This is a genomic window from Acetobacter sp. AAB5 (genome assembly GCF_050106715.1).
Classification (GTDB): Bacteria; Pseudomonadota; Alphaproteobacteria; order Acetobacterales; family Acetobacteraceae; genus Acetobacter; species Acetobacter oryzifermentans.
The window spans coordinates 40,608-54,215 of record NZ_JBNIEW010000004.1; the positions used below are offsets into that span (position 1 = coordinate 40,608).

General features: G+C 50.8%; 9 protein-coding genes and 1 tRNA gene. 2 read left to right on the forward strand and 8 right to left on the reverse strand.

What is annotated here, in order from left to right; genetic code table 11:
• Positions 1-26: 26 nt before the first annotated feature.
• Together ACP7IZ_RS06050 and cysS are read right to left on the reverse strand one after the other, a co-directional pair.
• Positions 27-797, reverse strand: coding sequence for an RNA methyltransferase (locus ACP7IZ_RS06050; protein ID WP_426848277.1), 771 nt, complete (start codon positions 795-797; stop codon positions 27-29).
• Positions 794-2,227: a cysteine--tRNA ligase gene (cysS, locus tag ACP7IZ_RS06055; protein ID WP_426848391.1), complete on the reverse strand. Its 1,434-nt coding sequence runs from the start codon at positions 2,225-2,227 to the stop codon at positions 794-796. Before cysS ends, ACP7IZ_RS06050 begins: the two co-directional genes overlap by 4 nt.
• Positions 2,228-2,299: 72 nt before the next feature.
• Between cysS and ACP7IZ_RS06060 the strand changes: the two genes are divergently transcribed.
• A tRNA-Thr gene (locus ACP7IZ_RS06060) sits at positions 2,300-2,374 on the forward strand.
• Positions 2,375-2,422: 48 nt separating this feature from the next.
• On the opposite strand, the gene ACP7IZ_RS06065 is transcribed toward ACP7IZ_RS06060, so the two are convergent.
• The 6 genes from ACP7IZ_RS06065 to tsaE all read right to left on the reverse strand — a co-directional run bounded on the left by ACP7IZ_RS06065 (position 2,423) and on the right by tsaE (position 12,471).
• Positions 2,423-3,760 (reverse strand): bifunctional folylpolyglutamate synthase/dihydrofolate synthase, encoded by a 1,338-nt coding sequence (locus ACP7IZ_RS06065; protein WP_426848278.1) that lies wholly within the window; start codon positions 3,758-3,760, stop codon positions 2,423-2,425.
• Positions 3,761-3,767: 7 nt separating this feature from the next.
• Positions 3,768-4,673: an acetyl-CoA carboxylase, carboxyltransferase subunit beta gene (accD, locus tag ACP7IZ_RS06070; RefSeq protein ID WP_150177696.1), complete on the reverse strand. Its 906-nt coding sequence runs from the start codon at positions 4,671-4,673 to the stop codon at positions 3,768-3,770.
• Between the two features lie 188 nt (positions 4,674-4,861).
• Positions 4,862-5,188 carry a thioredoxin TrxA gene (gene trxA / locus ACP7IZ_RS06075; protein ID WP_035353042.1) on the reverse strand — a complete coding sequence of 109 codons (327 nt, stop codon included), beginning with the start codon at positions 5,186-5,188 and terminating at the stop codon, positions 4,862-4,864.
• A 127-nt stretch (positions 5,189-5,315) separates the two neighbouring features.
• Positions 5,316-8,888, reverse strand: a complete 3,573-nt coding sequence (gene addA / locus ACP7IZ_RS06080; RefSeq protein WP_426848280.1) for a double-strand break repair helicase AddA — start codon at positions 8,886-8,888, stop codon at positions 5,316-5,318.
• The gene (gene addB / locus ACP7IZ_RS06085; protein ID WP_426848281.1) at positions 8,885-11,974 is read right to left on the reverse strand and encodes a double-strand break repair protein AddB; all 3,090 of its coding nucleotides are present in this window, start codon (positions 11,972-11,974) and stop codon (positions 8,885-8,887) included. Before addB ends, addA begins: the two co-directional genes overlap by 4 nt.
• The gene (gene tsaE / locus ACP7IZ_RS06090; RefSeq protein ID WP_426848282.1) at positions 11,971-12,471 is read right to left on the reverse strand and encodes a tRNA (adenosine(37)-N6)-threonylcarbamoyltransferase complex ATPase subunit type 1 TsaE; all 501 of its coding nucleotides are present in this window, start codon (positions 12,469-12,471) and stop codon (positions 11,971-11,973) included. The genes addB and tsaE overlap by 4 nt, the downstream gene beginning before the upstream one ends.
• A gap of 346 nt (positions 12,472-12,817) precedes the next feature.
• Here tsaE and ACP7IZ_RS06095 point away from each other — a divergent pair, with 346 nt between their 5' ends.
• A complete protein-coding gene (locus tag ACP7IZ_RS06095) occupies positions 12,818-13,603 on the forward strand; it encodes a response regulator transcription factor (RefSeq protein ID WP_426848283.1) in 786 nt (261 codons plus the stop codon).
• The last annotated feature ends 5 nt before the right edge of the window (positions 13,604-13,608 follow it).

Sequence of the window (13,608 nt, forward strand, 5' to 3'; positions counted from 1 at the left end):
CAGCAGATATATTTCCTTTAAAAATATCAGTCTTTTCGGCGCGGATGTGCCAGTTCTCGCACAACACCATGCAACGTGCGCAGTTCCTGCTCCGTTACCTCACCACGTGTAAAAAAGTGGCGTAGGTTCCGCACCATACCAGGGCGTTTCTGCTCATTCCGCAGAAAACCGCAGCTATCTAGCTCACGCTCCAGATGTTGCAGAAAGTTTTCCAACTCCCCTTTGGTGGCCACATGGGTCTCATTCGTCATGAGTTCACGCGGGGGGGTCTGATCCTCTGCCATCCACCATTCATACGCCATGATCATGACGGCCTGCGCCAGATTAAGCGACATGAAAGCCGGATTAAGCGGATAGCGGATCAACGCATCTGCCCGCGCCATATCCTCATTATCAAGGCCAGCACGTTCAGGGCCAAACATCAGGCCAACCTTTAACCCGCGCCCTGTTGCCGCACGCAATTCCGCTGCACCACCACGGGCCGTTAGAACTGGCTTGATGATATGCCGAGGCCGTGGGCACGTTGCATACACATGGTGCAAGTCTGCCACGGCATCATCCACACTCTCATGCACCGTTGCGGCTTCCAGAATCCGATCTGCCCCAGAGGAAGCACGCCATGCGCGCTCTTGCGGCCATCCATCCCTTGGGCTGACAAGCCGCAAATGGAAAAGGCCCCCATTGGCCATGGCGCGCGCTGTGGTGCCAATATTTTCCGCCATCTGCGGACGCACCAAAATAACAACTGGCGTATTGCCTATTGGCTCCAGAGGTGCGCCCCCGTCCCGCCCGGTCATGCGCGCCTCCAGCTTGTGCCGTCTTTGGTATCTTCCAGCACAATGCCCTGAGCCTGAAGCTGATCACGCAGCGCATCGGCCTTTACAAAATCCCGTGCTTTGCGGGCCGCCAGACGTTCGTTGATCAGGGCTTCAATCGCGGCATCTTCATCAGATGCATCACCTTTAAACCACTGCTCCGGGTCACCCTGCAAAAGCCCCAGCATGCCTGCACCCGCTTTAAGCGCGCCTGCGGCTTGCCTGTCTCCTGCCAAAGCCTGCGCTGCAAGAGCGTGCAGCTCTGCAATAGCCTTGGGTGTATTGAGATCATCTGCCAGAGCTTGCAAAACGCCCTCCGGCACATCTGTTTTTGGCACCGGCCCCGCAGCAAGCGCACGGTAGAACCGATCCAGCGTTTTACGCGCTTCCTGCAAACCGGCCTGCGTATAATTGAGCGTAGAGCGATAATGCGCCCCCAACAGCAGCAACCGCAGAGCTTCTGCCGGGGCTTGAGCCAGCACATCCCGAATGGTCAGAAAATTGCCCAAAGACTTGGACATTTTCTCGCCCTCAACCAGCAGCATGGCATTGTGCACCCAATAATTGGCAAACTTGCCATGTGGGAAGCAGCACAGGCTCTGGGCACGTTCGTTTTCATGGTGCGGGAACAGAAGGTCTGATCCGCCACCATGAATATCAAAGCTATCCCCCAAATAGCGGTGAGACATAGCCGAGCATTCAATATGCCACCCCGGCCGCCCACGGCCCCAAGGGCTATCCCACCCCGGCTGGTCTGCATCCGATGGTTTCCACAGCACAAAATCACCCGGGGCTTTTTTGTAGGGAGCTACCTCCACACGTGCGCCAGCTTCAAGATCTTCGGGGTTGCGGCCAGAAAGCACGCCGTAGGATGGAAAGGAGCCGACCGAAAACAGCACGTGCCCCTCGGCCTCATACGCGTGGCCGTTTTGAATCAACCGCGCAATCATGGCCTGCATTTCACCAATATTATGTGTGGCGCGCGGCTCTATATCCGGCGGCAGCACATTCATGGATGCTAGATCCTGATGGAATTCTTCTGTCGTGCGCTGGGTAAGAGAACCAATATCCTCCCCATTCGCGCGGGCACGGGCGGTAATTTTGTCATCAACATCCGTGATGTTCCGCACAAATGTCACACGCGGGTAAACGTGCCGTAGCAAACGCACCAGCACATCTGCCGTCAACATAGCCCGCAAATTGCCGATATGGGCCAAGTCATACACTGTTGGTCCACAGTAATAGACTTTTACGTGTGCCGGATCGATAGGCGTAAACGGCACCGTGGCACGGCTTTGGCTATCGTGCAGGGATAGAACTGGGTGAGGAGGAAGATGAGAGTGCGGCATGCAGCCTAGATGCGCCAGCAGCGGTTTGGATGCAATATCCTGCCGCCTCAAAAAACCTTCCATCAACATAAAAACAGGTCTTGACGGCAGGGGGTAGTTTCAGCTTAATTCTGCCCCTGCGTAAGACGCATGAGTGCCCTTATAGCTCAGTGGTAGAGCAACCGCCTTGTAAGCGGTAGGTCGTGGGTTCAAATCCTACTGGGGGCACCACTTTTTCTTCCCCATTGAAAATTTGGTGTTTAGTGGCAGGCGGCCGATTTACGCGGCCACCCATCCATCCTGCTTAAGGGCTACACCTGCCAGATATAGGCTGCCACAAATCAGCACTCTTGCATGTGGCTGTGGATTCTGGGCAACCAGCGCATCCAGCGCCTCAACCAGCGTTGGCCCAACCTGAGCCTTTCCGCCAGAAGCTTCCACAATAGCTTCCACCGGCAATGCCAAATGCTGCTGAGGCTCACAAATGGCCCACACGCTAGATGCAAATGGCAATACAGGGTGCAAAAACCCTGTTGCATCTTTGGTCTGCTTCATGCCCACCAGCACATGCAGGGGCTGATCTTTCCAGTGTGCCAGTTCCTGCGCCAGAGCATTGCCTGCACCGGGGTTATGGCCACCATCCAACCAGAGTTCCCAGCCCTTAGGCAGATGAGAGGACAATGCACCATGAAGCTGCTGCATGCGTGCGGGCCAGTTTACATGGCCAATACCCTGCCACGCCTGCTCCGGCACATGCAGGCCGGAAACACGCAATGCCTCTACAGCAAGCCCCACATTTTCAACCTGCCACGGCCCAACCAATGCTGGCTGAGGCAATGTGAGTTCTCCGGCCTTGTCTGTAAATGTCAGCCTAGCCGTGCCCGACTCCGCACCATTTTGCGAAAAAACTGACCATTCAGCCCCTCGCCGATAAAGCGGAGCCCCTACCTTTTCGGCCTGCGCTTGCAGAACTTTCATAACGGCTTCTGGCTGCTTACCCGTTACAGCAGGCACACCCGGCTTGAAAATACCGGCTTTTTCTCCGGCAATAGCTTCCAGCGTGTCCCCCAAAAACGCCTCGTGATCGCGCGAGACGGAGGTAACAATACATGCCGCAGGTTTACGCAGCACATTAGTGGCATCACACCGGCCACCAAGCCCCACTTCGATAATAGCCAGATCTGCTGGATGGCGAGAAAAAAGCAGAAAGCCAGCCGCTGTCAGAACCTCAAATACAGTAATGGGCGCGCCATCATTCACCCGCTCGATTTCTTCCAGCGTGGCAACCAGTTCCGATTCGCTAACAAGCTTACCAGCAATACGAAACCGTTCTGTAACATCCACCAGATGTGGGGATGTCATCACATGCACACGCCAGCCTGCGGCCTCACCAATCGCACGCAGAGTTGCGCATGTGCTGCCCTTCCCGTTTGTGCCTGCAACATGAATAACGGGGGGCAGCTTTTCTTCCGGGTGCCCCAGCTTTGCTAGCAGCGCCTCTAACCGTCCAAGGGAAAGATCAATCAGGGCTGGATATAGGTTATTCAACCGCTCCAGCACCGCGCCAGTCCGGCCCGTAAATTCTGCTGTTGGGCCAGAGGCTGCTACTTTTATCATGAAAAAATTACTCTGCGGCGGCGGGAGCCGGTGCCTCTGGGCGCGGCGGTGGGGCTTTTACATCAGCCGGTGCATGCATCAGCAGCCCGATCACGCGGGCCAATGTTGCGGGCACATCCTTACGCGGCACCACCATGTCCAACATACCGTGATCCAACAGGTATTCAGACCGCTGAAAGCCTTCTGGCAGCTTTTCGCGCACTGTATCCTGAATAACGCGAGGGCCAGCAAAACCGATTAGCGCATTGGGTTCGGCCATCTGCACATCACCCAACATGGCGAAGGAAGCCGTAACCCCACCTGTGGTTGGATTGGTCAGCACCACAATATAAGGCAACCCGGCTTCTTTAAGCATTTCAACGGCTACGGTGGTACGCGGCATCTGCATCAGGCTGATAACGCCTTCCTGCATACGTGCGCCGCCAGAAGCCGTAAATATAACCAGAGGGGCTTTTTGCAGAATAGCCAAGCGTGCAGCGGCCACAAAGCGTTCACCAAACGCAGCCCCCATGGTGCCTGCCATAAATTCAAACGCCATCACACCTACAACAGCCTGATGGCCACCAATGGTGCCGTGGGCCACAATAAGCGATTCATCCAGATGGCTTTTTGCGCGCGCATCCTTAAGACGATCTGTATATTTTTTCTGATCGCGGAACCCAAGCGGATCAACCGGAGCAGATGGCAGTTCGATACGGGTGAAGTCCCCGTTATCAAACGTCCATTTCAGACGGTCCATAACCGGCGCACGCATATGGTGCCCACAATGGGGGCACACATTCAATGCCTTGTGCAGCTCTTTGGTCAGAATCATCTGGCTGCATGAGTCACAGGTCGTCCACAGATTATCCGGCACATCCCGACGCAGCAGGCCGCGAATTTTGGGACGAACATATTCGGTGATCCAGCTCATTTTGAACCCTGTGACTGCACAATACAAATTGCAGGGACAAATATAATATGGCCCAGCACGCGTTGCATTACGCTGGCTGAACCTATCTGCCAAGTTTTATGAGAACTTACAGGCTATATGCCCCTGCGGAAACTAAGCCTGAAGCTGGTAATTTACCTCCAAGCTTCAGGCCATAACTGAGGCTCTGATTACAGAGCGCCTTCAACCCATGCCTTCAACTGGCTTTTGGGCAGGGCACCCACTTTTTTATCTACAACCTTACCATCACGCACCAGCATAAGGGTAGGAATGCTACGCACCTGATACGCATTGGGGGTTTCCGGGTTGTCATCAATATTTACCTTGGCGACAGTCACCTTACCGGCCAGTTCCTTGCCAATTTCTTCCAGTGCTGGGCCAATCATCTTGCACGGACCGCACCATTCTGCCCAGAAATCTACCAGCACAAGGCCAGATGCCTTGAGAACATCTTTATCAAAGCTGGAATCGCTGACAGCAAGCGTGTGTTCACTCATTTTCTGGTTCCTTAAAATCTCCGGCACGCGCCTGCATGCCGTGAACTGCCTTTACCAATACAGGGTAACAAGTTGAAACGGCTTCCTACCCAACTCTTCCTAACACTTAAGGTTGCGCTTGCTGTGGTCAAGATACAGCCGCAGGCAAAATGCCGGGGGCGTGTTTATCCAACACCGCATCTGGCAGAACATCTGCACGTGGCATTTCTGTCCAAACCAAAACGCAAACCACTGGCCGATCTGGCCATATGCCCTGCAGAAGGGCACGATAAGCCGCCATCTGTCGGAGATATAGAACAGGTGTATCCTGCACCCTACGGGGAGCATGGCGGCCAGTTTTAAAATCACACACCAACACTTTGTTTGGCAGCACACGCAAACGATCCACCTGCCCCACAATAACCTGCCCGCCTGCCACACCGGCCAAACGCTGTTCCGCCCGTGCAGTAGGATCAAACAGATCAGCCAGTTCCGGCAGCCTCAAAACCGCAATAACCTGTTGTGCAAGCGCGGTGGCTTCATGCGATGACAAACCACTTGCTGGCCGTGCCAACCACTGATGCGCCATAGCGGGTTGCTGTTCTACCGGGCAATTTGGCAAAAACTGCAACAAAGAATGTACCAGATTACCACGCCGAAAAGCTGCCTCACGCGCTTTGGCGGGTGTAACAGCAGCAATATCCAGTGGCGAACGCACAGGTGGTAACGGCCCAAGCATGGCATCATCTGGTTTGCTTGGCGCCAATGGCCGCGCTAGTGGGCTTTCAGCTTCTGGTAAAATAGGTTTCCATAACGGGGCAGCTCCCATCCACTGTGGCAGCGAAGTTACGTTTACACGGTTCTCAACAGAACTCGGGACGGGCTTTTGGGGATGAGTCTGTTCCTGCGGCGTTTCTTCTAGCAGCAGCATAGGTCCAGACCATCCCCCTTCCTGAAAATCTACTTCTGCTGCGCCTGCTTTTTCAAAACCAACCCGGCATCTTTCGTACCAACTTTCTGCTGGCACATTGCGCCCTGGCTTCCATCCACACACAACCAACCGATCTGCCGCACGTGTAAGTGCCACGTAAAGCAGTCGATTATATTCCTCCACCACACGGCTCCGCATAACGTCTTTAAGGCTTCGCGTTAAACCGACAGACAAAGCATTGCGCGGCACATACAAAGGCACATCTACATTTTGTGTTTTATCATGCGCCCAAAACAATCTGTCCTCAAAACGCGGAAGGCCAACTGTATCCGGCAAAATCACCAAGCGAGCCTGCAACCCCTTAGAACCATGGGCTGTCATGATTCTTACAGAATCTCCCCCAGCCTCGGCTTCCCGCTTCACGGTTTCTTCGGAATGACGCATCCAATGCAGAAAACCTTGCAAAGAAGGCGGATGCTGATCCTGATATCTGATTGCAGCGGAAAGCAATTCATCAATTGGCTCTGCAGCTTCCGGACCCAATCGTGCAAGAAACCGTGCACGCGCCCCACCCGGGCCCAATGCAGCAGAAAGAAACTCATAAGGCGTGAGATAATCTACCTGTCTGAACAAACCATTCAGAAAATTCCACGCTTGTTTCCAATCTGACTGCTCTGCATGGCGCTCTCGGAGTGCTGACCATAACGGTTCTCCTTTTTCACGCCCCGTAGCCAAAGCCATCAAACTATCATCCGATACACCACCGAGCGGAGATGTGAGCACACACGCTAATGTTAAATCATCTTGCGGCAACAAAAGTGCGGCGCATAATGAAAGCATATCCTGTACAGCAAGATGCTCGGCCAACCCCGTACGTACAAGCGTAACCACTGGAATATTATGGCCTTTCAACGCACGCACCAACATCCCCACAAAGGGAGAGCGGCGCGGCACAAGAACCAAAACATCTCCTGCTGTTAAAGGCTTTTTCCCAGATAAAGATTTTTGATTTAACTGCCTGAAGATATAGCCTGCCACAGCATCTGCCAATTTTTGGCGTGAGCTCTGCCGTGTGGCATTTCCTTGTGCTGGCTCCCACGGACTAATACTATCTTCTTCATCTTCAGTCTCAACCAATGGCCATAACTCTACACGCCCCCCTTCGCCAGGGCGTGCCGTAATATGCTCCATGATTTGCCCAGGTTCTTCAACAACCCCTTTGGCTGCATCAGATTCTGCAAAAACAGCATCAACCAGTTTAAGAACGGGCGCAGTTGATCTAAAGGAAACTGTGAGTTCTGGTTCACGCCACACTAAATGCGCATCCTGCACACGCTTTTTGAACTTCTGACGCCATTCTCGAAAAGAATCCGGATCTGCGCCCTGAAACCCGTAAATGGACTGCTTATAATCCCCCACGGCAAAAATAGTCCGCGGTGGTTCCTCTTCACTTCGTCCACCAAGGCCAGCAAAAAATTCTTCTGTAAGATCGCCTGCTATACGCCATTGTTCGGGAGAGGTATCCTGCACCTCATCCAGCAACAAATGGTCTATACCTCCATCCAACTTATACATGACCCAAGCGGCACCAGGCTCTCGCAAAAGTCCCAATGCACGTTGAATAAGATCATCATACTCAATTTGACCATGTCGTGCTTTTTGCGTTGTATAAAGGCTAGAAACATCTGCTGCCATTTTAAGCAATGCGCTTCCCATCTCTGCCAATTTTCGCGCACGCAGTTGCTCTTCCACTTTGGATATACGCTCACCCTCTTTTTGAATATAGAGTGCAATATCAGAGTGTTTTTCAGAAAGTTTTTTAGAAATCAAACCGGTAGAGCGCAGCTTTCCATCTTTTGTAAGAAAACCATTTCGCCACACAGACCATTGCATTGCACGCTCAGATGCAGGCAAGGTAAGCCAATCTAAAAGAGAAAAAGCATTTCTTTTAATTGCTTCTGATCCCTCCTTAGAAAGAATCTGAAACCCCTCTCTTAAATTCTGTTCTTCTGGAAAATCAGAGCATAATTTTTCAAGAAATTCAGAGGTGCTGCCATGTAATATATCAGGTGATAATCCTAGAATCTGGCATAATATCGCCTCAGCCTTATGGGGGGCTTCTACAATGAGTTTTAGCAAAGATGCTGATCTCTCATCTTTTCTCAAAACCCCGGCAATAAAAATAAAATCCCCTAGAGAAATCTGACCTGCCAGTGGAGAGATAATACCTTCTTTTTGCTGCCCTAAAATAGCTTCTACACACGATTGCAAAGCCAAGGATGCATCTGTTTCTTCCATAACTGTAAAATGCGGATTCATGGAAGCTTCCATAGGGAAGCGCCGCAACAGAGATTGGCAAAACGCATGGATTGTTCCAATGCGCATACCCCCTGGAAGATCAAGCACTTCTGCAAACAATGCACGCGCGCGCCTGCGTGTTTCATCTGTGCAGGGAACGTACAACCCTGCCAACTCTTTATCTAATTCCTCATCCAACAATGTTACCCAACGGCCAAGACGCTTTTGCAGACGAATGGACATTTCCGCTGCGGCTGCCTTAGTAAAGGTTAAGCACAAAATACGGGCAGGTGAACTTCCGGGGTGGATAGAACCATCTTCTGCCAAACGCGGCAGCATCAAGCGCAAAAGGCGGTCAATCAGCAGTTTTGTTTTACCACTTCCCGCAGAAGCTGAAACAAAAACCGAAGCCGAAGGATCCGAGGCCAGAGCTTGCTGTGCGTTCGCCTGAGAAATAGCTTTTTGTAAAGCTTTCTGTGCAGATATGCTCATTCCTCATCCTCCTTACGGGCTGAATTCCACTCGGGCACACGCGCCAGACGTGCATAATCGGCAAAGCGCGGCTCTCTGCCCGGATGGGGATGAGAAAGGTAAGGTTGATCTGGTTGATCGTATGCTGCCACCCGCAATAGCAAATTTTCCCAAGTTTGTTCGGCCAAATCGGTAAGGCTGAGTGCTTCACGGGTCTTCACAACCACCTCTTCTCCCGGATCAGCACCACCCGTTAGGCGCCAATAAATAAGATCTGATATTTCTCTTGAATGTTCGGGAACTTCTTTAAAACCACCCCGAATAATCATAGCTGCCTCAAGCGGAAGTTGCGGGCTCCAACCGGCCCAAACATCTTTGGCAGAGGGTAATGTGCCCGTTTTATAATCCTGCACAATCACATGCCCATCAGCATTTAATTCTATACGGTCTGCCCGACCAATAATGTCAAACTTACCGCCTGGAGCATCCATAATGCTCACACGCCCACGAATTTCTGTCAGAATAGCGCGCGGCACACCGTATTCACTACGTCGTTTTTCTTCAGCCTGCACCACCCATTGGGCAATACGTGTTAATCTGGGCGCCCACCATGCACGCAATGCTGGATGCAAAACATGTTCCTGTAAACTTGCAGAAAATAAATCGCATAATTTCTTTTCTGCATTCTCTGGCCATGTCACACCATAAGCTTTTATCCAGCGCTCCAACGCTTTATGCACAATCATACCATAGTCAGATGCATCGGCTGCTTCTTCCAACTCTGGCAAGACTTCAAGTCGTAAAACGTGTTTTGCGTAAATAGCGTAAGGATCTCTTATCCAAGTTTCTATTTCTGTCACACTCAAACGACGTGGCCGCAATGCAACGGGGGGCATGGGCTGCGGTGGTGCAGCAGGTGTTGCTGGCCCTAATGGCTGATCCAACTTATTCAACCAAACTAAAGCAGGGTGATTGGGAATATACCCATTACGGCCTGCCAAAAAAGCATTGAGCCGCGTAAGCCATCTGGCCGGCACAACAGGCGCACCTTCTCTCCGCCGTGCGCTGGAAAGAATAACTGTATCTGCGGCGGCTGCGCTTGCAAAAAAATCGTGCGCTGCCTGCCCTACTGCCTGCTCTGGAGAAGGAAGCCCCATTCTTTGCCGCATAGGCCGGCTCATCCATGGGCCAGCATCCACTACGGGCGGCCACACACCCTCAGAAAGCCCACCCAGAATAACTGTTTCTGCTGTTTGCAAGCGCGATTCAAACAAACCCCAGATTAAAACACGTGGATGTAAAGATTTGGGGTCTCCTCCTCGGCGCATGGCAACGCGTTCAGGGGCAAGAACTGCTGTTAACAAGCCATCCAAAACAACAGGCGGTTGAGGCGGCAAAACCTCTGATGCCAACATCAACTCTGTTAACTGGCTGGCAAGCATGTTGCCTTCTTCACCACGCCATAAACGCTCTGATGCGCTTTCTTCATCAGTTGCAACCAAACGCTCTACTGTTGCAATTAATGCAGCAAGTAAGTCTGGCACAGGCGCGCAATGCTGCTCTAAATCTTGCGCTGTCTGCACGCTTGCTTCTACCGCATCCAGCTCCCACCCAAGAACCGGTTCCAGACAAAAAGCTAAACGCTGCATGAAAACAGACAATGCTACCGGACCAAAAGGCCTATCCGCCGTAACACCACCTTCCAGCTTGGCTTTTGCTCTTTCATTCAGGTTTTCTAAAGCATTATTCACAACCCGACATAAAGCTACAAACCCAGGTGGAGGTGCTGGACCACGCAAAATAGCACGTTCCAAAAGGCGTGCTGTTGCGCGGCAGACACCTGATGAAAAACCACATGCAACCAAAGGATGTTTTAAAACACTCAAAAGAGAAACTGGCGAAAATCTGCTATCCACCATTTGAGCGACAAGACGTAATAAAACAGCCGCAGGTGTATCCACCAAGGATGAGCCTGCGCTGTCATCCGCCAGCACACCCCAGCGTGCCAGTTCCGTTGCCACACGTGCCGCCAATACTCTATCTGGCGTTACAAGGGCGACACGATGCATTGGTTTTTCGATAGCCTCACGCATGATCATGCTGATTGCAACAGCTTCTTCCTGCTGATCCGCTGCATCTAGCCTGTAAACATTTTCTAACTCAGCACCACCCGGATGAGACCAATCATCCAAAGCTTCAGCCGGAAGAAGAACGCGCGCAAGAATGGCAGCTCGTTCTGCTCCTTTTCCTGTGCCTTCCCAAACTTGAACTTTATTTCGTGTGATTTCTAAATTTTTTAGTAAAGCACTTAACCCAGCCTGAGGGTGACTATCTGGCAAAGAAAGAAAGGTTTCCTCTGCCATCATCATATCCAATCCAGGCAATACAACCTTACCTGCAGGACATTCCAGAACGGCTTGCAACACCTTTACTGTAGGCTGCATAACATGCGTGAACCCGGCCGCCCATATAGGTGTACTATCACCCTGTTGTGCGAGTTTACGCCATAAATCTGCCTGTGCTTCAAGCAACGCAACCTGTCTGGCCACAGGGTTCATAACCCCGTTTTCCCTTAGCCATTCAGGCCATGCCTGTGTTACAATTTCTAGAAATCTTAAAATAATTTGCCAATGTTCTGCAAAATTCTCTTGCACAGCTTCTGGCAAACGTTCTGCCAGGTTAACGCCCGACCACTCGGCTTCATCCATTAAATCTGCCAGAGCTTTTGCCAAAGGCCATGCCTGATCCAGCGTTGGCCGTGTACCAAATGCTTTATCTGCCTGCAAAACCAGCCGAGCCAACACAGCTAACCTTGTCATACCGGCAACAGCGGGGGGCAAGTCCAATGCCAGTTCACCGCCTATGCCAGCGGATAATCCCAGTTCAGCTTCATCCAGCGCACCGATAGGCACAATGCGTGGCAGCAATACACTCTGCCCATCCATATGGCGCAAAAAAGCTTCTGTTAATGCACGTGCAGCACGCCTGCCGGGCAATACAATAATGCCTTCACCTATAGCTTCTACATCGTGATTTGCAGATTCGATCCAACGTATGGCGAGTTGATCAAGGAAAGGAAGGTGTGCGGGAATTGTTGCAAGTTTCATGCGCCAATCCCATAGCCAGCGATATCTACCTTTTTCAATCTTTCTTCCCATCCTGATAATCTGGCTTGGCGTTGCCCATCGGCCAGAACGTGTATTTCAAGATTCAAGGCATCTTCAGGCAACAAGTCTTCCAGTTTTTGGGGCCATTCAACCAGCACCACACCTTCTCGTGCCTCATCCCATCCGAGCTCTTCAAGCTCATCAGGGCCACCCAATCTCCAGAGGTCAAAATGAGACACAATGCATAAAGGGGATTCGTAAGATTGCACTAAGGTATAGGTCGGGCTTGGCACCTCTAGGTTGGGCTCTTGGCAAAATGCTCGCAAAAAAGCACGTGCAAAAAGGCTTTTCCCAGCCCCTAGCGGCCCAGAAAGTAAAATAGCATCCCCTGCTTGCGCATATTCTGCCAGCTTTGTGGCCAGTTTTATTGTTGCGTATTCATCTTGCAGAATCATTTCTCTGGCCATCTTAGCCTTCTCCGTCCATTGCCCAGCCATTTGCTGTTAAATCACAACAATGAGAGGTTTTTTGTTACGTCAGTTTCGATATCACAAAGAAGTGTAGCTTAAGCCAAGCAAACAAATATTTTCTACATTCCATTGTTTATAAATAATTTTCTTGAAATTTCACGAATAAAATCTAACATTTTTTATCACTTCCTTAATCTTCACTCATTATTATGTTCCTTTCGACATGCACAAAATGCATGATTGATACGCGCTAAAGAGAAGCTCTGGACGAAATATTGTTTGTTTCTTTTTGAAACACGTATAGGTTTAGTGATAACAAAAAATGCAACCATAGAGTGCATTTTGATTCTCTGAACCATAATGAGGTTCCACCATGCGTATTTTGCTTTTAGAAAATAATTGCACCTCCAGCCGGGCCATATTTTCGGCATTAACAAAAGCCTCTTTTTCGGTGGATATGGTTCAGTGTGATCAGGAAGTTATAGAATTACTCAGAAACTATGATTATGGCCTTGCCATTCTTCACCTGCAACACCCTGATATTCATGGGTATGATATTCTTAGCACGTTACGATCTTTAAAACTCACAACACCTGTTATCGTTATCTCACCAGTTAATAATCCTGAGGTGAAAACCAAAGCTTTTACCGTGGGTGCCGACGATTATCTAACGGATCCTTTTGATTCAACGGAACTTACAGCGCGCATTCAAGCCATTTTACGGCGGGTTCACGGCTATGCCCACCCTATTGCCCACATTGGCAACCTTACAGTTAACTTCAACAGTCATGCCGTAACGGTCAACAACCAGCCTGTTCACCTTACCGGAAAAGAATTTGCCATTCTTGAACTCCTTGTATTGCGCAAAGGCATTGCCCAAACCAAGGAAACCTTCCTCAATCACCTTTATGGAGGACGGGATGAACCGGATATAAAAATTATAGATGTTTTTATCTGCAAACTTCGCAAAAAACTTCAGGCTGCAGGTGTAGGAAACCTTATTTCTACGGTATGGGGCAGAGGTTATATTCTGAATGACCCACAAGCACCTAAAGCGTGCGCATCCATCCCCACACTCAGCAAACCCCTGGAACAATCTCAATCAGTGTCTTCCCGGCATACTTCCCACCATCAGCATGTTGCGGAGAATAGTGCCTAAATTAC